Here is a 23,117-nt window from a genome sequence, read left to right on the forward strand (position 1 = left end):
AATATTATTTTTAATCTATTTTAGGGGGGTATATGCGCTCTTTAAAAAAAGCCTTTATTATTTTCATTTTTTTATCTATATTAATTGGCTCTCCTTCAAATGCACTTAGTGGAAATAATAAGGCTCTCGATATAACAGATACAGTCCTTTTTGAGACTGAGAACGGCATAACTAATTTTTCTAAAGTAACGGATTCTGATATAGAAACATATTTATCTTTTAGCAAGCAAGATGAACTTACTATTACCATACCAAGTGGTAATACGGGCGGATATATATATCTTAAATGGTTTAATTCCCCTGATTCATACGAAATATCCTATACCGATAAAAACGGGAATCAAAATACGGCCAGCCGTTCCGGTGGCATGTTCCATGAAACTATTTCGATAAGCGAAGGCTTTACCTCAGCCAAAATATCTGTTAACAAAGGTTCTAAGCTTTCCGAAGTAACTGTTTACTCTTCAGGCAACCCTATAGATGAGATACAAACCTGGTCTCCAACTGTAGATAAAGCCGACCTCATGGTCATTTCTGCCCATCCAGACGACGAAATGCTATTTATGGGAGGTACCATCCCCTACTACGCCGGCGAGTGTAAAAAAGACACTGTTGTGCTTTATATGACTCACCAAAAGCGTATACGGCAAACAGAAGCCTTAAACGGCCTTTGGGTTACCGGGCTTAAAACTTATCCCGTCTTTGCCGGCTTCCCAGATAAATATTCTGACGATTTAGACACAGTCGCTGCTTCATGGGGCGGAAAAGACAAAGTAATTAAATACTTAGTCGAACAAATACGGCATTATAAACCAGATGTAATAGTAACACACGATGAAGACGGTGAATACGGGCACGGCGCCCACCGCCTTGTCGCTTACTGCATACAAAAAGCAGTTATTGCCGCGAAAGATGAAACTAAATATTTAGATTCTTATAATAAATACGGAACATACGAAGTTAAAAAGCTATATCTGCATCTATATGATGAAAATAAAATAACTATGGACTGGAGAATACCTCTTAGCAGTTTTAACGGAAAAACAGCACTCGAAATGGCTGAAGCCGGTTATTCTGAGCATTTATCACAGCAAGACTTATCGTTTAAAGTTTTAGATACCGGGCGGACAAGCTGCGCGGAATTTGGCCTTTGCTATTCAAGCGTTGGGTCAGACGTAAATAAAGATGACTTTTTTGAAAATATACCTATACTTGTAGAAACTGAAGAATCTCCTTTGGCAGAACCAGAAATGGCATCTTCTGCTTCTTTAAGTGAAGATACTCTTGCTGAAATTGAATCGCTTAATACCAATACCTCATTTTTCAATAATTCTTTCCTATTGGTAATAAGCGTTTTAGCTGCTCTTATCGCTGCACTTATCATAGTTTTAATAAACGTTATTAAAAGATGCACAAAAAAAGCCCTTAAAAATTTCCTTACGGCCTCTATTGCAGCCTTGATTGTCATTGCATTGGGCGTAAGCGGATACTTTACATATTCATATTTAAAGAATGGATCTATCTTCACTTCCGAACCGTCCGCTTCATCCTCTGTTTCCCCTTCGGCTAGTGAGCCTGATGTGTCCAGCACTTCTTTTAACTATATAGATAATTCTACATCCTCAAAAAAAGATTTAAATGGATATTTTATGCAGGATGGCACTGAGCTTATAGTAAATAACTTTGAAACCGGCATTTGGATGTACAGAGACGATTCTCTTTCCATAACTATTGAAAGAAAGGAAATGTCTTCTAAAAAAGTCGTTTACTACGTTGCCGATATCCGTACCAGAAATGGTGAGATGCCTTTTGCCGCAATGGCTCAGGAAGGAAGCGGTACTGCAAGGGATTGGCCGTACCTGTTATCCAGAAATAATAATGCGGTCTTTGGTGTAACATCAGATTTCTTAACGGTTCAGGATACCCAGTATAAAGGCGTACTTATAAGGAACGGTAAAGTATATAGTGATGGAAAAGGTGAAGATACTCTTGCAGTCATGCCAGACGGTGAACTTAAAATATTCGCAAAAGGCAAAATAACTGCAAAAGAGCTTTTAGATATGGGTGTTGAGAATTCTTATTCATTTGGGCCTACGCTAATAAACGATGGAGTTATAGAAGATGGCCTAACCAGCCACCGCCTCCGCTCGAAAAATCCAAGAAGTTCTGTTGGAATGATAGAGCCCGGGCACTATATCTTTATAGTTGTAGACGGCAGAGACCCAGGCCACAGTATCGGCGTAACACTTCAGGAACTTGCAGAATTATACTCCTCATACGGCGTTAAAGTAGCATATGCAATGGACGGCGGCTCCTCCTCCGGAATGGTGTTCATGGGTAATTCGGTAAGCCAGCACAATATGCAATTAAATTGGGGCCAGCGCCGCAATCCGGACCTGTTTGCCTTTGGAAAATCCGACTCAGTTCCAGGCGTAAGCGATCCTGTTATAAATAAAGGAAACGGCGTTGACGTCGGCGTCAAGACCGGTGCCAATATAGATACTGGAACTAATACTACAGACGATACGTCAAATTAACCGTATAGATATTAAGAAATCTCGAGGCTTTTATGATAAGAAAATTATTTATTTTTAAACCTATTAGAATTATTATAAAATTGGTGCTGTTTTTGTTGGCTCTCGTTGTTGGATTTATCATCTATACAAATATATCAGTAAACAATTTTTCTTCTAGCTACATTTTTAAAGCAGACGATACTAACAACATCACAAAAGCAGATGCCGTATTAGTTTTAGGCACGCTTGTTGTAGGCGAAGATACTTTAAGCCCTGCCTTGAAGGACAGGATGGATACGGGTATTGCACTTTATGAAGAAGGCAAAGCCAGTAAGCTTTTGTTATCCGGCGACCATGGACAAGCCACTTACGATGAAGTTAATGCAATGAAAGAATATGCGGTTAGCTGCGGCGTAAAAGAAGAAGATATTTTTTTAGACCATGCGGGTTTTAGCACTTATGAAAGCATGTACCGTGCAAAAGATGTTTTTCAGTGTAGCAGTGTAATAATCGTTTCACAGGAATTTCACCTTCCAAGAGCGGTCTATGTTGCGAATAAGCTTAAGCTCGATGCCATTGGAGTTATAGCCGAGGCTAATAGTTATACACCCAATTTAAAAACTAAATTAAGAGAGTATATAGCAGTCCCAAAAGATTTTTTATACGTCAATATTTTAAAGCCTCTGCCAAAGTATTTGGGAGAAGTTATTTCAATATTCGGAGACGGGCGGCTGACAAACGGCTGATCTTTAAAGTTACTTTATTGTAATGCCGTATATCTTTTGCCCGCGCGTCCCTACAACTACTGTGTTTCCATAAACTGCGGGCGTCGCTTCTATATTGGTTCCTAAACTGACTTTATCCAGTTCCGTTCCCGTCTTTCCATCAATCAAAGCCATGTTCCCGGCCGAATCACACTGTATTATATAAGCATTTCCATCTTCATCATAAACGGCAACAGGAGAACTCCAGGCGTAATTGTTCATGGAGTATTTCCATACTTCTTTGCCTGTTTCTTTATCAAGCGCAACTAAACATCCGCTGTTCATAGATGGCGTCCTGGCTATCGGTATTATAATAAGGTCGCTTATGCTGTTTTGGCCGAGCACCGCAGTAGCTTGTACCCCTCCTGACACTCCCTCGTATGTATATACGTTATACGGCGCATTCCAAACTACTTCTCCTGTAACTGCATCTATCTTGTATATGGATATCTCGCCGTAATTATTACTGTCTTTAGTCCAATGAAGTGAAGGTGCAATGTAGATATATCCCCTCTCTCCATCCTCTGATAGTTCAAAAACCGGAGACCCGTTGGTATCGTCTTTAGTATCCTGCACCCATATAAGATCCATAGTGTTTATGTCTATACACATAAGGTTCCCGCCGTTATCTGCAATATACATGTAGTTTTTCCACATAACACAGCTGTCTTCCATCCCAAGCCAGTAGGTGTCTTTATTAGACCTGGAATTTGAATATCTCCATTTTAGAAGTTCGCTTGGCTCTACGCTTATCGTGCCTGCTGCTTTATCATAATCTGTATTTAAGTTCATCGTATAGATTATCCCGTTTTCACCAGGATATATAAGCGTATCCGTATCTGAATCTATAAGAGGCGAAGAATCATACGCATGGAATCCTCTTAAAGAAAACGAATCTGTCTTTTTGCCAAATACGTAAAGCTGTTTAAAATCTATAAGGCTGTATATCATTGCACGTGTAGCTCCGTCGCCGCTCGGCAAAGCATCTCCGGAACCCAGATATAAAAGCGGATATCCTCTTGGGTCTATGCTGCCTGCGCCTTTGAATGGAAGCCCGATATTTAGCTTGTCCCGCGTCTTGCTGCCGTCATCTAAGTCTAGAAAATAGACATTCCCGTCCATAGAAGCATAAATTACTTCTACCAAGTCACTTTTAGACTTCTTAGCGTCATATAGATTCATTATTTGCTTTGTTTCATCGTCCCATTTTACTATTAAAGGCTGCCCTACCCAGCCATTTCCCGTCCAGGCGCCGGAACCAGTGCTTTTGGGCAGGCTTCCGGTTGAAACAGTCCATGCATTATCTATATCAAGTTTCTTTTCAGTAATTGTTGCAGTTCCGTAAGACCCGGAGTTTCTAAAATTATTACCGCGAAAAGTGGTTATACCCTCAACACTGGAATAGTCCTCCGGATAGCCTAATAAAATCTCGGTTAAACGTTGGTATTGGGTGGTTTCAGTTCCATCAAGTTCTATTTCAGTTTTAAAGCTTAAATTAGATGGTTCGGTTGAAACAGCTGCATTCGGGGTTAAAAATTCCCTTGTTAAAACTGTTGAACCCGGTTCTTGAGAGACTTTAATATCTTGGCTTGTTTGCTCTGTAGTTGAATTTTCAAGTGGCTGTTCGTTTTGTTTTAAAATATATATTATAAATAAAACCGCAGCTATAATAGCCAGTAAAACGATGCAGCTTACTAAAAGCCTTTTCACATTAATTCTTTTTTTCCCGCCTCGCCTATAAGACTTGTGATTTTCCATAAACATGCCTTTTTAAACAATTATTTACATATATGAGTATATTATATTTAATAAATACATATTTTTCAACCTTGCCCAACTTAATATAATCTAACTTTATACAAAAATGTTAAAACTTCGATTTATTAGCCCCACTTGTAATATTGTTTTAGTATGTATATAATAAAATGTTTTATTAACTTCAAAGAGGTGAACGATATGCCTATAAAAGTATGTAACGACCTTCCTTCAGCCCAAACTCTTTTAAACGAAGGCATATTCATTATGCCCGAAAGCAGGGCGCTGTCTCAGGATATCCGTCCTTTAAGGATCGCCATACTAAATATAATGCCTACAAAGCAACAAACGGAAGCTCAACTTATGCGCCTGATTGGAAACTCGCCTCTTCAAATAGAGATAATTTTTTACATCCAGGAGCATTACACTGCAAAAAATACTTCTGCTAAATATTTAAGCACGTTTTATAAAACGTTTGACGACGTGTGCGAGGAAAAATTCGACGGGCTTATTATAACCGGTGCGCCTGTTGAAAGCATGGAATTCGAACAAGTAAAGTATTGGGACGAATTTACCCGTATACTTGACTGGAGCAAGAAAAACGTCTATGCAACATTATACATATGCTGGGGTGCACAGGCAGGTTTATATTATCACTACGGGATAAAAAAATATCCTCTTAAAGAAAAGCTTTTCGGCGTTTTCGCCCATACTATAGAACAATCCCGCTCCTCTAACCCGCGGGTTTGACGATATTTTTTACGTCCCCATTCCCGATATACCGAAGTTAGACGTGAAGATATGAAAAAACCCGAAGCTAACGATAATAACATCCTCTTATGAAAGCGGAGTACACACTATAATGGCGAAAAACGGTAGAAGGATCTTTGTAACCGGCCACAGTGAGTATGACCCTTTAACCCTTAAAAATGAGTATGAACGTGATATAAAAAAAGGGCTTAAAATAGACCCGCCCAAAAATTACTTTAAAAATGACAACCCAGGCCTTTCTCCCGTAGTCACCTGGAGGGGCCACGCGAACTTATTTTTCAACAATTGGCTTAACTACTATGTATATCAGGAGACTCCTTACGACGTTAAAAATATAAAAAGCGATGAAAACTCTTAAATAAATTAAAAGCGGCATTTTAGCCGCTTTATTTATAATTTATCTTTGCTTTTCTGGCCTGGGAATGCTGAAGTTTCCTCGGTACGAAATACACTTTACCGTCTTTTTTAAATTTTGCACCTGTTTGTTTAAAATAAAAAGGTATATATTTATCTTCGCACTGCCTTTTTATGTCTAAAACCCAATCATAATCGCAGATTCTTGCATTCTGTCCGGATTCTCCGCCAACCACCACTTCTTTTACCCAAGGCCCCAGATAAGAAGACATATTGATTTTTTCCAGTAATGGTTCGCAAGCGATCCCTTTATGCTTTATAGGGGCTTTCATGAATATAGGCAATCGATAATCCGCCATATCCTGGTTTTCAACCGTGCACATGATAAATACGTTGTTGTACCCGTCTCCCCAATCGTCCGGGAGGCTTAAGAAAAACCTGTCTATCCTCTTAGTGATAATGAAAAAATCAAGGTCGCTTCTCTCTTTTATCATCTGCCATGCTTCTTTTCGCCATTCGTCTGCATCATCTAAAAAAAAGTCCGATGTAAAACAAGTATATACCGTCTCTCCTGGTGGTATTTTATACTCCTTTGCCCGGTTCCTTTTAATAGGTAAATTAAAATCTTTATTTTTTGAAACTACACAACTGTCCTTATCGTGCCTTGCATCTATCCTGTAAACATAACAGTTCTTGCACCCCGGGCTTAATTTATGGCAGCCGTGCCATGGATTCCATGATGCCATTTTTTAACCTCCAAAATGCTAGGCTCAAAACGCAAAATCATTTATTTAAGATCTCTAAATATATCTCTTTATTTCGAAGTGAATTAATCTTAGGGTCGTTTGTTTTTTTTGCTCTATCCTGTGCTGCTTTTGATATATTGAATGCCAGTTCACTCTCGCCAAACACTTCACAGACATAATGTGCTAGCATATACGGCGCATCATACTGGTATAAAAGGCCCTCTTTCTTATGTTCCAGCAAATCCGCAACGCCTCCGACGTTAGATGCAACGCACGGAACGCCTAAAATCATGGCTTCACAAAGCGAATTCGGGCTGTTTTCGATTGAAGCTGCCGATACAAAAACATTAGACCTTAAGAACCTTGAACACATTTCACTTTCATTAAGACTGCCTAAAAATGTCACCTTATCTTTAATGTTGTACTTTGAAATTAGTTCTTTGATATACTTGCCATAACTGCTGATACGAATTTTATCTTTTAAACTTTCACACTTAGTGATATCCTCTCCAGTAACATAAAGATGTGTATCCGGATAAAATTTTAATATCATAGGCACTGCCTCAAGCATAAAATGAACACCTTTTATAGGATAACTGCCTTGGCTCATGAAAATAGAATGTTTTTCGCACTTTTCAAGATCCCATGTATGTTTATAAAACTCGTCTCTTAATATTTCATTGCAAAAATGGTGGTTAATATTTGGATTGATCTGTTTAGTAACTGCAAAGTCCCATGTTGTACGCCCAATTACATGCTTGACTTTTTTAATTGCACTTACTTCAAATTCTCCCCGCAGCTTAAATTTTTCCCTTTGTTTTAAAATATTATCATGCCTGATAAGGTCTCTAAACGTATATCTTTTTACTATATTTAATGGTAGCGCTGATAAATAGTGGTTAGCTATAACTGAGCATACTCCTTGTATATTTATAACAGCCTTATCAATTAGACCTAATCTATCACATACGTTTACCATAGACAGAGTATGCGGAAACTCAGTGCCCCATATGTGAATCAAATCCGGTTTCTCATCTAAAAGTATCTTTTCAAAATAAACTTCCATATAAGGGTTACATTTAGTTGGATCTGCATTTTTTTGCGGCAAAGCGTAATAATAGACACCGTTTACACTTCCATGCTTAACGTTATCTAAATCTAATACCGGAAAACATACCACAATCGTAATGTCTTCCATGGCACTTAAACGGCAAAGCATACCGCTGATCCAGCCACCTACAGCCATTTTAGGCATATTCAATTCGTCCGCAAACATAGGCGGAACACTGTTACACAGCCATAAAACTTTCATATGGCCTCCATACTCTTTTTATTTAAATAATTAATTCTGCTTTATCTATCATTTTATGAGCTTTCGTCAGGATACAAGATCTCATATAATGAATTATCAAATTCGTATCGCTCTTTATCGATAATACTAGTATACGGTATATTTATCTGGCTCTCGGTAACCAAACCAGTCTGTGTTTTTAATGCAACCAATTCTTTATTGAAATATACCACTAATAATAAAATCATTAAAACGGAATAAAGAATTCTATTGATCCTTTCCTTATATAAATAATAAGTATTGGCTAAAATAATCATATCTAATATCTTACCGTATATTGATAACCTAGCTGCTGTCAATTCTGAAAATTTAAAAACAAAGTATAGTATCATGCTAATAATATAGATATTAAGAATCTTTTTAGAAACTTCATTTTGTCTCGCGTAAGAGTCATAATAGAAAAATATAATAATAAGAAATACAAATCTTCCAATACTCTGAAAATCTAGTAATCTTGTTAGTGAAAAAGTAGATGTATCTATATAAAGAATTATTCGGCTAATGAATGGGATCCATATAAAATTTTTTAATATATTGCCCCATGGAATCATTGCAAAAGCCAGACTGCTTAATAAAATTATAAGCAATGTCTTCTTTTTGAAATTTATTTTTGATGCAAAGTAAAGTGGTATTAAAATCAAAGCCGACAAATGTATGGTTGTTAGTAGCAAAACTATTAATAAAAAACGAAGATGTTTGTTCTTTTGTATATATTCCAGTAAATAATATACACCTATCGCAATGACAATTCCCTGCCTTAAACCGCTGAAAGTCCATACAAGATAGTAAAAACTATAATATATTAATAACGAAAATGTTGGATTTTTACTGTACTTACTACATGTTAATGAAATAAAAAATATGTTTATGAAAGCAATGATTATCAAATAAAACTGATATGAAAACCCAATTCCCTTTAATAACGAACCAAAGAGCCTGAATCCGATCTCTTGGTTGTCGACTCCTTGAGTAAGCTCAAGAAACAATGAAGGGTTGAGCCTGTCATAAAGGAAGTTATATGAAAAATAATCTGTGCCTACCCCGTATCGTAAAAATGCAAATACTAATAGTATTAAGACTAATAACTTAAAAGAAATATGTTTTTTGTCATTTATTGCAGAAAGTATTAATCCTAGTGCTAATATAATAAAATACAATTACCGTCTCCTTTTACGCTATTGGGCTTATAAATACAATTTCATAATAGTAATAAAGCACTGTTAAGAACATATTATCAGCTTTCCCGTAGCCATGAAGTCTTACCTGATATCATTAAGCTGATAAAGCAAACCTCTCTTTTAATATATACATCAGCAGGATAGTTAATAAACGGTATAGAAGTGATGTATATAATATCATATTTAAAGCTCACCAAGCCCAATTATCCTTAAATACTTAGTAAAATAAAGTTAGTATGCTGCCATTATTTTTATCGCTATAATACTATTTCATTATCCTATGCTATTGCTTTTTCTTGAAAAACTTTTGGAAATAATCCCGTATATAAACAATCGCTGCTCCAAGAAGTAAACCAATCAATAGTGCTACCGCCAAGTTTTTTACATGGTTTGGTTTAATGGCAGTACTGGTAACTGCTTTAGATATTATGGTAAAATGAGTTTCTCCATAGTCTGATGAAGCTCTATCCCTTAGATCCATCAATCTTTGTTGGTAAGTAAGGTAGCTATTAAGTGCTGTGTGATAATTATTGTCTAAATAATTATACTCATATTCTGCCGATGCTTGCTCTGATTGTTTTTCGTTGATTAAATTCTGAGTATCCTCAATAGCGACAGCTATCGCCTCTTTTTCTGCATTGGCTTTGGAAAGCGCCGTCTCTGTGTTAGTGATCTCCTTCCTTAATGAAGCACTGTCAAGTTTACTATATGCAGGATATGTGGCGTCTATCGTGTCATCTTCTAATGATATCTTATTTTTAATATTTAATCCGATATCATCTGCTCTATCATATAACGCAGCAAGCATAGACTTATATACCAATATATCTTTGTCTGTATCTACCAATTCGGTTTGATATTGTGCTGCCCGCGATTTTAAAGTCTCAATCTCCAAATCTAGATAGCTGCTGCTTGGGTGTTTAGTAATATAATCATTTAATGCATCGGACTGATTTAAAAGTTTACTTTTTGCTGCCTCAGCCTTGACGGATATCGCCTCAATTTCGCTTTCACTTTTTTCTTGTGCAATTTCTGTCATATATGGTATGAAATTCTCTACCAACGCATTTGTCACGCTAATTGATGTTTCCGGGTCACTTAATCTTACAACCACTTGTATATTTGCATCTGTACTACTTACATCGATTTTTTCATTTAGCTCGTCTGGGCTCATACTCATACCCAGGCTTTTAATTATCGTATCTATAAGTTCCTGGCTTTTTAACTGCTGCTTATAGTCTTCTAATGTAAAACCTAACACTTCTTCATCTGCTTCCGCTAAAATAGTAGATTCACTTTGATAAGTATCTTTTAATAATACAAATGTATATATGCTCCCGAGTAAAATACAGCTAACTGTAACTATAGCAATTATCCATTTTTTGTCCCAAAGCTTTTTAATTATTCCTATTAAAGATATTTCCTGTTGATCAATTACTTGATCATTACCAGTCTTCTCCATATTTTCTCCTTAAAATTTTTTAAATGTACTAGCTCTTTGCGTTTTAATTAATTCTTTCATAAGTATATCTAGTACGATAATAAATGTCAACGCGCCTTACACTATACTAAATGATAGGTCTAAGTAAAATTGTATTTCTTTTATCAGTTTAAATAGCTTAACATAAGCTCACTATATAATCTCTCTAATAATTTTGATTATCTCATGTGCCTGAACAACATTATTTTTTTCTTTCAATACGAATTCTTTGGCAGCTTTGCCTTTTTGATAAAGTATCTTTTTATCTAGTGACAATACATTTTTAAGTGTACTTACCATACCTTCATGGCTTTCGTCTTCTATCAAATATACATGATTATAATACTCAATTGGCATGCCCGGCAACTTTGTAGTTAAAACAGGTGTTCCGGATGCCATATATTCCATATTCTTCGAAGGAAAAGAATATTTAACAAATTCCTCCGTTGTTGGCCGAGGGTTAACTAGCAGAGTAGCTAAAATCTCACTTTTTATTACTATATCATTAGTAACGTTTCCGAAATATCTAACATTTTTATGCCTTTTACATAAATCAATAATCTCGTCTTTATAATCTCCGTCTCCGTATATATGCAGTTCAGCACCTTCAATATCCGCATCTATGAATGCCTCGGTTAAAATTTTTATTCCATAATTTTTTTGTATACCGCCTGCATATAGTATTATCTTATTTTCAGGTTTATTTTTAAGTATATTAGGTACAGCGTTCATGTTCTCGTCGACCTGTCCCTCTATAACCACGTATGGTTTATTCTTAGTATTTATAAGCTCGTTCATCTGCGGCGTTAAAAATACATACGCATCTGGTCTCTTCATTAAAAAGTTATTTATTTTAACAAGTAACCCTTTTTTCTTGCTTCTTAATAATGAAGGTACGTCCGTTACTATCCCTACGCTTTTTCGCCCGGTAACTTTTGCAGCCATAATGGCACCGTATGATACAGACATATTTAATATATCACATATAACAACTGCATCCTTGTTTTTTATACATTGTCCAAGGCACGTAAAAAATGCTCCAGATATAGCGCATAGATTTTTTATGCCTGGTAAATTTACCATAGATATATAGTGGTATAAAGCTCTTGCTTCTTCTTCATCTTTTATGTTTAACATAAGGTGCGGATAATTCTGCCTGGTTACCGGCAATACGCAAACTGCTGTAATATCACAGCCTTCGTCTTTGGCTATACCTCGGATCAATAGCCTATGGTATTTTTGTACAGCCTGTCCCGGTATACTCTTACTTTTTTCAAATAAGCGTTTCCATGTACTAGGTGTACTCGCGCAAGACGCATATAAAATCTTCAACTTTTTTCCCCTAAAAACTGGTTAAATACATCGATATGTCTTTTTACCATATTTTCAATAGTATAACTCTTTATTTTATCAAGGCTGTTTCCTGCCATTTTATTTTTTAGATCTTCGTTTGATAAAATTTTATTTATTTTATCAGCAAGCTCTTTAACGTTATCGACAGGAACAATATACCCGTTAACATCATTTTCGACCAATTCTAAACCTGCTACACAGTTATCCGTAGTAATAACCGGTAAGCTATTTGCCATTGCCTCGTTTATAACTAATCCCCAAATATCTTCTCTAGTTGGAAGCACGAACAAATCCGCAGCTTCATAATACTTTTTTAGTTCTTCTTTCTTTTTAAAGCCCGGAAAGTATATATTTTTAATCCCATAATCTGAAATTATTTTCTCATACTCTTTAGTGGGTTTACTACCTACTATATAAACACCAGTATCGTTTAAGGACTTGGCTGCTTTTAGTAATATATCAAATCCTTTACGGTAAATGAACTGCCCTATTGAAATTACAACATTTTTTTCTTTTATATCCAACTCTTCCCGTATACTTTTCTTTGTTTCTTTATCATAAACTTTTTTACATATATCTTTTCCCCATAGCGAAGTGAATTGATAAGTATATAAGTTATTTTTATCCGCACCATAGTAAGTTAGATACTCATTTGTCTTATCTCCAGAGCTTAACCAGGCTGATGCAGATGAAATAAAATACCTTTTTATTAAATACTTAAGTTTATTCTCTTGCCTGATAATTCCTCCGTCTACTTCTAATAAAAAGCGCTTTTTCATCTTTTTTAATAGTCTTATCGTATACATCATAGTCAAAGACGCATATCCACATACAACGACTATATCCCATTTATTGCTCTTGATCCATTTCTTTACGCCAATATTATAATATAATCGTAAAAACGTTTGGATTTTAAAAATACAGCATTAAAATTATGATATTCCTCTCTAAACCAAGAAGAATCCCGATCTTTTGAATATTTTGTTTCTTCTTCAAATAAAACTGTTAAATCACAGCCCTTGCCTATCTCATTGAAAAAATCAACTCTATACGGCGCTGGGCTATTTGTTATATATAATACTTTTATATCACTCACTAAAACTACCTAACCTTTATTAAGCTTATTTCCAATAAAAAATATTTTAGTAGGAGCCTTACTTCCTCTTTTAAAATTTCTCTCATATTTTTATCTTATATCCTTTTAAATCATCACTTCTTTATAAAGCTCTAAGTATTCTACATACCTATCATTTTTATTAAAATGCGCTGCCATCTCTGTGCACGCAGCCGACAAATCTTTTTTATCAATATTATTAATTGCTCTACCTAAGCCCTCTAAATCTCCACGTTCTACCTTATAACCACAACTCTCATCTATCATCTCTGCACTTCCGCCTGAATCAAATGTTACTACCGGTGTACCGCATGCAAGCGCTTCTATATTTGTCGTCGGGAAGTTGTCTTCCAATGTCGGGTTGACAAATATATCTGCAGCAGAATATATTTTAACTAACTCATCAACACTGTTTGTCCTCGTTATTCCTATTATGTTTTCAGGCAACTCATCTTTTTGTTTAGGCGTTAGTCCAACAATTATTATCTTAAATGTTTCATCGAGCATTTTAGATAACTTTATTAAATAGTCAAATCCCTTTCTTTCGCTCCAGACATTTGCAACGCCAAGTACAACTTTTTTATCCTGAAGATCATACTTTACCCTAAAATCACTTGAAGTTGGTTTAAATGTATTTAGGTCGATTCCATTGTTAATTACCTTTATAGGGTATACATTTAAAAAAGAGCGCTTAACAAGGCCTGCCAACCAATTCGATGGAGTAACCAATGTTACTTTTTTAAGAGAAGTAAATAACTCTTTTTTTATTTCAAAATTTTTTCTTGAACGGTCTGCCAATAAGCTTTTAGGATACTCTTTACTTTGTGGGCAATCATGGCATATTTCTTCCCATTTGTCACAATTTACGTAGTCAAAATGCGCACAATGCCCGGTAAACGCCCAGCAGTCGTGCAGTGTCCACACAACCGGTTTGTCTATCTTTTTTAGATATTTAAATAAAATTTTATAGTTTATATAATAGCCGTGGACATTGTGAAGATTAATTATATCTGGCCCGTAATCGGATATCTGCCTTATAAGCTTTTCAGTTGCCATGCGGGAACTAAGTCCGTGGTTATCAAAAAGCCGTGTCTCAAAAACATGGATATAGTTATTTAACTTTCCGCCGATCTTTATAGTTTTAACATCCGGCGCACTATACCTCCCGTATGCAATAACACAGTCATGCCCTTTATCCAAAAGCGTTTTATATAAATCTACCGCGATTTTTCCCGTACTTCCGTATCCGCAGGTAGAGTTTATTTGAAGAACCTTCAACTATTGCTTTTCCCCCATACAAATTTATTTATTATCTTCGTATAGCTTTCAATTATTTTTACTACCTTTACACTTACGTTTTGGTCTTCATAATCATTTGCAAGAACTGTTGGCTCGTTGTTTTCCCTCATAGAAACCGCAAGCTCAATAGCACGCTCAACGCTCTCTCCGGTTATCCCGCCAATGACTACAGTGCCTTTATCCAAAACTTCCGGGCGCTCTGTAGACGTCCTTAAAAGTATTCCGCAAAACTTAAGCATCGCACTTTCTTCCGACAGCGTTCCGCTGTCTGACAAAACGCAAAAACTATTCTTCTGGAGCTGATTATAGTCTATAAAACCAAACGGCTTTAGGTTTTGAACCAGAGGGTTAAATTTAAACCCACGTTCTTCAATGAATTTCTTGCTTCTCGGATGAGTCGAATATATAATCGGCATATTATAGCGCTTAGCTATATTGTTAATAGCGTTCATAAGCGACATGAAATTTTCTTCGTTGTCTATATTCTCTTCTCTGTGTGCAGACACCAAAATATATTTACCCGCTTCAAGACTTAAACGTTTTAAAACATCGCTTTGTTCTATTTTTTCCTTATGAGCTTTTAAAACTTCACTCATTGGAGAACCGGTTACAAATATATGCTCTTTCCTAAAGCCCTCGCTTAAAAGATACCTTCTTGAATGTTCCGTATAAGGTAAATTTATATCTGATATATGGTCTACAATCTTCCTGTTTATCTCCTCCGGTACATTCTGGTCGAAACAGCGGTTCCCCGCCTCCATATGAAAAATAGGAATCTTTAACCTCTTTGCTGGGATAGCTGACAACGCGGAGTTTGTGTCTCCCAAAATAAGCAGCGCATCCGGCGTTTCTTTTAAGAGGACTTCATAGCTCTTTTGTATTATGTTTCCCATAGTCTCACCTAGGTTTTTTCCTGCGCTGTCTAAATAATAATTAGGTGATCGAAGGCCAAGTTCTTCGAAAAACACCTGGTTTAACGTATAGTCCCAGTTTTGCCCTGTATGTACCAGTATATGGTTAAAATATTTATCACACGCTTTTATGACCTCTGATAAACGGATTATCTCCGGGCGTGTCCCGATAATAGTCATTACCTTTAATTTATTCAAATCCCCTATACCTCCTCAACGATCGTATCTGGATTATCCGGGTTAAAACACTCGTTTGCCCACATAAAAGTGACCATATCTGTCTTTCCCGTATTTTCAACGTTATGAGTATATCCAGGCGGAATATCCACAACTTCAAGTTTTTCATCACTTACTTTGTATTCAAAGATATTATCGCTTCCGATTTTTCTGAAACGTATTATGCCTTCACCGGAGACTACGAGAAACTTTTCGTTTTTCGTGTGATGCCAGTGGTTGCCCTTTATTATTCCGGGCTTGGATATATTTACAGAAAACTGGCCCTGGGATGCAGTGCGTATAATTTCAGTAAACGAACCTCGATTATCGGCATGCATGGTTAAAGGATAAGAAAATCCTTCTTCTGGAAGATAGCTTAAATATGTACTATACAGCTTCTTAGTGAATTCATCTGAGAAATCCGGAACGCTTAAATTTTTACGGCTTTCTTTAAATGAATAAAGCATAGATACTATGTCGCCCAGTTTAGCAGTATGTGTAATGGGCACAAAGCAAAAATTACCGTCTTTGCTTTCTTTCCCTTCCATAGCATTTATGAACTCATTAACTACATCATCTATATAAACTAAGTTTAACGAAACGTTAGGATCGTTCACCGTTATAGGCAGATCATGTGCTATATTATTGCAAAATGTAGCAACTGCGCTATTATAATTCGGCCTGCACCATTTGCCAAACACATTAGGCAGCCTGTATACCAAAGCTTTCACGCCATTTTGTTGCCCGTATTCAAATATCACATCTTCTCCGGCCTTCTTGCTCTGTCCGTATGGATTATCAAGTGCAGCCTGTATAGATGATGTCATTAGTATTGGAGCCTTGTTGTTATATTTTAAAAGGCTGTTAAGCAAATCAGATGTAAACCCGAAATTTCCTTCCATGAATTCAGCATTGTCTTTAGGGCGGTTTACACCTGCTAGATGAAATATGAAATCGCATTCAGCAGCATATTTTTCAAGAAGGCTTTTGTCTGTGTCTACATCGTACTCAAATATATCCGTGTAATTTCTGTGTTTTAATTCTGTAATCAGATTTCTGCCTACAAAACCCTTTGCACCGGTAACAAACAGTTTCATCTTTTTTTCTCCCATTCAGCTAATTCTCTTTGAACATAATCAAGTGCTAAAACTTTTTTCTTAACCTGGTCTACGTTAAGTAATTGTGTGTTGTTAGAATTAAACTCTTCTATCTCGTTGTTATCTCCGATTCCCTGTACATAATACTTATCATAATTAAGGTCGCGCTTATCTGCCGGTACTCTGTAAAAACTTCCCATATCTATTGCATGTACGCATTCTTCCTTAGTTAGAAGTGTCTCGTACATCTTTTCTCCGTGCCGGATACCTATTATCTTTATCTCATTATCGGCATGAAAAAGCTCTTTTACTGCCTTAGCAAGTACATCTATCGTACATGCAGGAGCCTTTTGTACCATTATATCCCCGCTTTGCGCATTTTTAAATGCAAATAAGACCAGTTCAACGGCTTCTTCCAGGCTCATTATGAACCTTGTCATTTCAGGCACCGTGACAGTCAAAGGCTTGCCCATCTTTATTTGTTCTATAAAAAGCGGTATTACGCTTCCCCTTGAGCACATGACGTTTCCATATCTTGTCCCGCATATAAGCGTTTTATCAGGATCTACCGTGCGCGATTTAGCTACAAACACCTTTTCCATCATAGCTTTTGAAGTGCCCATAGCATTTACAGGATAAGCGGCCTTATCGGTTGATAAACAAATAACTTTTTTAACGCCTTCGTCTATCGCCGCTGTCAAAACGTTGTCCGTACCTAGGACATTTGTCTTAACCGCCTCAATAGGAAAAAACTCGCAAGACGGAACTTGCTTTAACGCCGCCGCATGAAATATATAATCTACTCCATGAAGAGCATTTCTTATACTGTTTATGTCCCTTACATCGCCTATATAAAACTTTATCTTATCGTTATGGTAATCTCTTCTCATGTCGTCCTGTTTTTTTTCATCACGTGAAAAAATACGTATTTCCCCGATATCCGTATCAAGAAAACGGTTTAAAACGGCATTACCAAAAGACCCTGTTCCACCTGTAATCAAAAGAGTTTTGTTCTTAAACATCTTATTTCTCCCCCTTTAAGAGACTATAAAACAAATTAAGCAACTTGTCTATAAACTTGTCCTTTGTGTAGTTATCTTCATAGTATTTGCGCCCCGATTTACCACACTCTTTATAAATATCTGGGTTTTTTATAACATCCAGCATTATTTTAGCCAGTGTTTCACTGTCACCAGAGGAAGCGACTTTTCCGCATCCGGATTTATAAACTTCGTTTGCCCCTGCCCCGTTGATCGCGCCTATTACAGGCTTTCCAACAGACATATAACTTTGAAGTTTCGCAGGCAGTGTATTGCCTATGTACGAATCTCCCTTTAAAGTTATTAAAAATGCATCTGCCAAAATATATAGTTCCTCTAGCTCACTATAAGGAATACGTCCGTAAAAAGTAATTATCTTGTCAAGCCCGTACTGTAAACTTAGGTTCTTTACATTATCGAAATTAGACCCGTTCCCAACAATATGGATATGAAAACCCTCTTTATCCTTTAAGTCTTTAGCTGCCCTGATAATACATTCTACATCTTGTACGCTGCCTATATTGCCTATATACATAAAATCCGTACAGCTGTTGTCTGTATACTTACCGGCTATATTACTATAAATATCGTCGCAGTGCTGCGGAAGATAGGTTATACGGCTCTTATCAACGCCCATCTTCTCGTTTAAATAATCTTCAAACGGTTCAGATGACACCGCTATTAAATCGCACCTTTTATACACGTAATTACTTATCTTTTTAGCAATCTTATATATAATCCCCTTGTCTGTTCCGCCCCATGACAAAACAGCTTCGGGCCATATATCAATACAGTAAAAAAGGTGTTTTTTCTTTTTTCTTCGTGCAAAGCTGATAGCGGGTATGCCTACGGTTACAGGAGATATCTCATATGTAAATACACAGTCGAAATCTATTTTTGCTGTCTTAGCATAAAAAGCCCCGAACAGCGCAAAGGTCTTATAATTAAGTATCCTCCAAAAAGCGCCTTTTCTCCTGGCAGTAATAGGCATTCTTATAACTTTAACGCCTTTATACACTTCTTTGCGTTTTTTAAAAAAGCGGTATTCTCTTGGTATGCCATCCATTCCGTAATTAGGTAGACCAGTTATAACAGTAACCTGATGCCCTCTTTCAACTAAAGAAACGGCAATATCGTTTATTCTAAAATCTTCAGGGTAAAAGTACTGGCTGACTATTAAAATATTCATAATCTAACCTTCAATACATTTATATATGGAACTTTCATTACCTTCTACCTGATAGTTTAAGTCCATCAAAGACATATTCTTGTCATAAACTCTGGTCCCAAAGACTTTATTAACAGCTCCTGCTTTTAAGCTAAGTAGTTTTATAAACGGATTGCCTAATTTCGTTATCCATATCTTCTTATGTAATGCTTTGGCCGCATAGCGTATAATGTCTGTCGTACAGATGTAATCTGCGTTTTGCGGGAAAAATACCCCGTGTTCTTCCCTGTCTATTAATATACGGATAAACTCACATAAATTATCTATATATATCATGCTTCTCTCATTTTTAATGTTAGGAAAAATAGGGGCTTTTTTCGCAAGTTTTATTAACCTTGGAAAATTTCCCTTTGATTTAGGGCCGTAAACCATGGGAGGACGCAAAATCGCCGTTTTAAACGTGCCGTTGTCCATTTCCTGAATAGCTATATCGGCCTTTAATTTGCTGTCTGCATAAAAATCCGCAGGGTTTGGCTTTGTATCTGAAGTTATTATAAACGGCTTACACATCTTTTTGTCTTCGCCGTAAATCATCATGCTGGACATAAATATAAATAATTTTGCCCCGTCCTCTTTTGCCTTTTTTGCCGTATCTACTGCTAATTCGGTATTTACCTTTCTGTACATTGGCTCCAACTTAGGGTCTATAGAAGAATGAGCTATCCCTGCAACATGAAAAACTACGTCATAAGCTGCAAAGTTTTTCTCTTTCCATGATCCGTCTATCATATCCATAGTGTCTATACTATATATATCAGGATACTTTGAAAGCCACTTTTCAAAGGACGTGCCTATGTAGCTGTTAGCTCCTGTGATTAGTATCTTTTTCATTTACTTTTTAACCTCACTAGCCTCTTTTGCCTTTGCTTTTTCAAGCTCCCCTGTTCCGCCTTCAACTACACCGTCACTTTTGATAACTGATATAAATGTTCCAAGAAAACACTTAATATCAAATAAAAAGCTTATCTTTTTTATATATTCCCCATCTAACCGTGCCTTTTCTTCTATAGGCAGTTCGTCCCGGCCGTTTATCTGAGCCCATCCGGTAAGCCCCGGTCTTATGCCGTTTACCGTAAGCCCATATTTTCCTATATATTTATCACGCTCATTTACTAAATCGAATTGGTTCCAAAGAGCCGGCCTTGGCCCAACACAAGACATATGCCCAATTAAAATATTTGCTATCTGCGGAAGCTCATCTAAGCTTGTCTTTCGCAAAAATCTACCTACTTTAGTGATATACTGTTCTGGATTCTCAAGCATATGTGTCGGGGTGTCTTTTGGCGTATCTATCCTCATTGTACGGAACTTAAATATATTAAAGTATCTTTTATCTTTACCTACCCGTTTTTGTTTAAAAAATATAGGGCCTTTTGAGTCTATCTTTATTAAAATAATTAAAACAAGAAAAACTGGGGACAAAATTACTATCCCTAGTAGCGAAATTATAAAATCAATAATCCTTTTTACATATAAATACAACTTAAACACCTGCCTCATATCTGCCCTTAAAAAATATTATTGCCAAACTTAATAAAAAAAATATGAATGCATATACCGGCAGTATACTTTATTTTAAATTCATTTACCACCCTTAGCATTCATCGTATATTATAGGTGAACGGGCAAATAACCAAAATCGCACTTAAACTGTTATTTTACTTGAAAAAGTTAAAACTAATTTTAATAAATTTCGCCTAATCACTCGGTCGATTATAGCATATAAATAATTACTGCGTCAACTCTTAATAAACGCTATCATTAAGCTCTTAAAAAGACCTTGTATTTTAACGTAACAAGGTCTTTAAATTATATCTTTAAGGCATTCATCAGTGTTTTGATCCGGTTTAAATGTAGGTTCTAATTGTGCAACTTTTTCCTTTAGATTGCCACCATGCTCAGCCTTTTTAAGTTCTTCAAAGATATTTTTTAAGTCTTTTCTGCTGTCCGGTATTGGATGGATAACGTATATTCTGCCGTTATCGGTCTTTTTAGCGCTCTTTTCATCTATTAGTATCTCTTCATGAAGTTTCTCACCCGGCCTTAAACCTATGACCTCAATCTTTATATCGACATCCGGTACCTTACCGGACATACGGATCATAGTCTTAGCCAAATCCATAATCTTTATTGGTTTGCCCATATCAAGGATATATATTTCGCCGCCTTTTGCCATATATGCCGCCTGAAGCACTAACCTCGCAGCTTCCGGAATAGTCATGAAAAAGCGCGTCATCTCAGGATGTGTTAGTGTTATGGGCCCCCCTGCTTCTATTTGACGCTGGAAAATCGGAATTACGCTGCCGTTTGAGCCAAGTACATTTCCAAAACGTACACAGACAAATTCCGTATTAGAAACTCTTAACTCGTGCGTCTTTTTCCCAATAGTAATTTCAGCCGAGCTGATACCGTTCATGGATAAAACCACCCGTTCTGCAAGTCGCTTTGACGCACCCATTATATTAGTTGGGTTTACAGCCTTATCAGTTGAAATCATAACGAACTTCCTGGCTCCGTATTTAAGCGACATAGCCGCCGTATTAGCTGTTCCAAAAACGTTATTTTTTATGGCAAGTTCTGGACATTCCTCCATAAGGGGAACGTGCTTATATGCTGCTGCGTGGAACACAACAGCCGGCCTGAATTCATTAAAAACCCTTTCTAAACGGGGAATATCCTGTATATTACCTATTCTGACAAAAATATCGTCTGCTTTATTAGGATAATTTAATTTTAATTCTTGTAAAAGGTTGTATGCATTATTTTCATACATGTCGAATATTACTAAACTTTTAAAGTTAAAGTTCATTAACTGGCGCACAAGTTCAGATCCAATAGAACCGCCCCCGCCTGTTACCATAACCGTTTCATTGGTTATCATCTTGGAAATTTCACTTACGTTTAATTTGGTTTCTTCACGGCCTAATAAATCCAGTACATCCGGTGTTCTAAGGCCGCTTATGCCCTGCGAAGATTCATTTATGCTATTTATTAAACGGACTTTGCATCTGTTTAGCGGGCAGTATGATATTATCCTTGTCATCTGTTCATTAGTCGCACTTGGTATCGCTATCAATATCTCATCTATCTGAAGCCTGTCCACTATTCTCCCTATCATACTGATGCTTCCAAGCACTTTTGTGCCATAAAGTTTCATGCCTTGCTTCTTTGTATCGTCATCGACTATTCCGACTATAGTATATGCACGGTTTCCGTTTCTCAATTCCTTTAACAGAAGTGAGGCACTTTCTCCTGCTCCGACAACAAGTGCACGTGTAGCGTTTACTGCGTCTTTCTTAAAATATCTCGCAAGTTCTCTTTTGATTCGCGGCATGAAACGTACTCCGCCGCTCATAACCAAAAGGAAGAAAAACGCAAGCACAGCGATAGCAGGCGATTGCCAATATCCGCTGATTATCTTATAAATAACGTAAATTATAAAGTTAGAAATTGCAGAGGCAAAAGTAATACGCATCATATCTGTAATGCTTGCATACAGCCATATGTTTCTGTATACACCGAAAATCGTAAATACTATTATATTTATGGCAAATAAAATATACGTATACGAAAATAAAATAACTATCATAGAGCCTCTTAACCTAAACATATACGTATATATTGCAACTGCGCCTGCCCATGAAAGCATCATAAACAGACAGTCCATGAGCATTAACAGTGATATTTTAATGAACCGAGATCTTCCCATAATTCTCAACTTTTCTTAAATAATACAAAATCATATATTCTTCTGTATATTATCTCATAATCCTCGCGATTGTCAACGTATTATAATATTATAATTACCATAAATTAACTTAAATATTATGTTAAAATTTAATTTATTTGATTCTTTTTATACTTAATTGTGGCACCTTTTGCTTTTTATAAGCATCTATTATACCCTCACACTCGTCTTTAGATTCTATGGTAAATGTAAAATG

The 23,117-nt window shown here is 36.4% G+C and carries 18 protein-coding genes and 1 pseudogene; 3 read left to right on the top strand and 16 right to left on the bottom strand.

Features of this window, described 5'->3' with window-relative positions:
* The first annotated feature begins 32 nt into the window (after positions 1-32).
* Both R2876_07900 and R2876_07905 read left to right on the top strand, forming a co-directional pair.
* Positions 33-2,537, top strand: coding sequence for a phosphodiester glycosidase family protein (locus R2876_07900; GenBank protein ID MEZ4358511.1), 2,505 nt, complete (start codon positions 33-35; stop codon positions 2,535-2,537).
* 32 nt (positions 2,538-2,569) lie between these two features.
* The gene (locus R2876_07905; GenBank protein ID MEZ4358512.1) at positions 2,570-3,262 is read left to right on the top strand and encodes an ElyC/SanA/YdcF family protein; all 693 of its coding nucleotides are present in this window, start codon (positions 2,570-2,572) and stop codon (positions 3,260-3,262) included.
* A gap of 9 nt (positions 3,263-3,271) precedes the next feature.
* Here R2876_07905 and R2876_07910 read toward each other — a convergent pair whose 3' ends face one another.
* The gene (locus R2876_07910) at positions 3,272-5,038 is read right to left on the bottom strand and encodes a PQQ-binding-like beta-propeller repeat protein (protein ID MEZ4358513.1); all 1,767 of its coding nucleotides are present in this window, start codon (positions 5,036-5,038) and stop codon (positions 3,272-3,274) included.
* A gap of 198 nt (positions 5,039-5,236) precedes the next feature.
* Between R2876_07910 and metA the strand changes: the two are divergent.
* Positions 5,237-6,164, top strand: a pseudogene (metA, locus tag R2876_07915) (homoserine O-succinyltransferase).
* A 28-nt stretch (positions 6,165-6,192) separates the two neighbouring features.
* Here metA and R2876_07920 read toward each other — a convergent pair.
* The 15 genes from R2876_07920 to R2876_07990 all read right to left on the bottom strand — a co-directional run bounded on the left by R2876_07920 (position 6,193) and on the right by R2876_07990 (position 22,882).
* Positions 6,193-6,906 (bottom strand): DUF5131 family protein, encoded by a 714-nt coding sequence (locus R2876_07920; protein ID MEZ4358514.1) that lies wholly within the window; start codon positions 6,904-6,906, stop codon positions 6,193-6,195.
* Positions 6,907-6,943: 37 nt separating this feature from the next.
* A complete protein-coding gene (locus R2876_07925) occupies positions 6,944-8,218 on the bottom strand; it encodes a glycosyltransferase (GenBank protein MEZ4358515.1) in 1,275 nt (424 codons plus the stop codon).
* A 53-nt stretch (positions 8,219-8,271) separates the two neighbouring features.
* The gene (locus R2876_07930; protein ID MEZ4358516.1) at positions 8,272-9,414 is read right to left on the bottom strand and encodes an EpsG family protein; all 1,143 of its coding nucleotides are present in this window, start codon (positions 9,412-9,414) and stop codon (positions 8,272-8,274) included.
* A 304-nt stretch (positions 9,415-9,718) separates the two neighbouring features.
* Positions 9,719-10,897 (bottom strand): Wzz/FepE/Etk N-terminal domain-containing protein, encoded by a 1,179-nt coding sequence (locus R2876_07935; GenBank protein MEZ4358517.1) that lies wholly within the window; start codon positions 10,895-10,897, stop codon positions 9,719-9,721.
* A 171-nt stretch (positions 10,898-11,068) separates the two neighbouring features.
* Complete coding sequence (locus R2876_07940; protein ID MEZ4358518.1) at positions 11,069-12,247, bottom strand: glycosyltransferase; 1,179 nt, start codon at positions 12,245-12,247, stop codon at positions 11,069-11,071.
* A complete protein-coding gene (locus tag R2876_07945) occupies positions 12,244-13,047 on the bottom strand; it encodes a glycosyltransferase family 4 protein (protein ID MEZ4358519.1) in 804 nt (267 codons plus the stop codon). The genes R2876_07940 and R2876_07945 overlap by 4 nt, the downstream gene beginning before the upstream one ends.
* 92 nt (positions 13,048-13,139) lie before the next feature.
* Complete coding sequence (locus R2876_07950; GenBank protein MEZ4358520.1) at positions 13,140-13,364, bottom strand: hypothetical protein; 225 nt, start codon at positions 13,362-13,364, stop codon at positions 13,140-13,142.
* Positions 13,365-13,469: 105 nt separating this feature from the next.
* Complete coding sequence (locus R2876_07955) at positions 13,470-14,660, bottom strand: glycosyltransferase (protein ID MEZ4358521.1); 1,191 nt, start codon at positions 14,658-14,660, stop codon at positions 13,470-13,472.
* Positions 14,657-15,790 carry a UDP-N-acetylglucosamine 2-epimerase (non-hydrolyzing) gene (wecB, locus tag R2876_07960; protein MEZ4358522.1) on the bottom strand — a complete coding sequence of 378 codons (1,134 nt, stop codon included), beginning with the start codon at positions 15,788-15,790 and terminating at the stop codon, positions 14,657-14,659. Before wecB ends, R2876_07955 begins: the two co-directional genes overlap by 4 nt.
* Positions 15,791-15,795: 5 nt before the next feature.
* Positions 15,796-16,905, bottom strand: a complete 1,110-nt coding sequence (locus R2876_07965; GenBank protein ID MEZ4358523.1) for a capsular polysaccharide biosynthesis protein CapF — start codon at positions 16,903-16,905, stop codon at positions 15,796-15,798.
* Positions 16,902-17,927: a polysaccharide biosynthesis protein gene (locus R2876_07970; GenBank protein MEZ4358524.1), complete on the bottom strand. Its 1,026-nt coding sequence runs from the start codon at positions 17,925-17,927 to the stop codon at positions 16,902-16,904. Before R2876_07970 ends, R2876_07965 begins: the two co-directional genes overlap by 4 nt.
* Position 17,928: 1 nt before the next feature.
* Positions 17,929-19,134 (bottom strand): glycosyltransferase family 4 protein, encoded by a 1,206-nt coding sequence (locus R2876_07975; protein MEZ4358525.1) that lies wholly within the window; start codon positions 19,132-19,134, stop codon positions 17,929-17,931.
* A 3-nt stretch (positions 19,135-19,137) separates the two neighbouring features.
* A complete protein-coding gene (locus R2876_07980) occupies positions 19,138-20,004 on the bottom strand; it encodes an NAD-dependent epimerase/dehydratase family protein (protein ID MEZ4358526.1) in 867 nt (288 codons plus the stop codon).
* Positions 20,005-20,673: a sugar transferase gene (locus R2876_07985; GenBank protein ID MEZ4358527.1), complete on the bottom strand. Its 669-nt coding sequence runs from the start codon at positions 20,671-20,673 to the stop codon at positions 20,005-20,007. It lies immediately after the preceding gene.
* Positions 20,674-20,977: 304 nt separating this feature from the next.
* On the bottom strand, positions 20,978-22,882 hold the full coding sequence (locus R2876_07990) for a nucleoside-diphosphate sugar epimerase/dehydratase (GenBank protein ID MEZ4358528.1): 1,905 nt from the start codon (positions 22,880-22,882) through the stop codon (positions 20,978-20,980).
* Positions 22,883-23,117 lie beyond the last annotated feature (235 nt).

Source organism: Eubacteriales bacterium (genome assembly GCA_041390245.1).
In the GTDB taxonomy this organism is placed as follows: Bacteria; Bacillota; Clostridia; order Christensenellales; family JAWKQI01; genus JAWKQI01.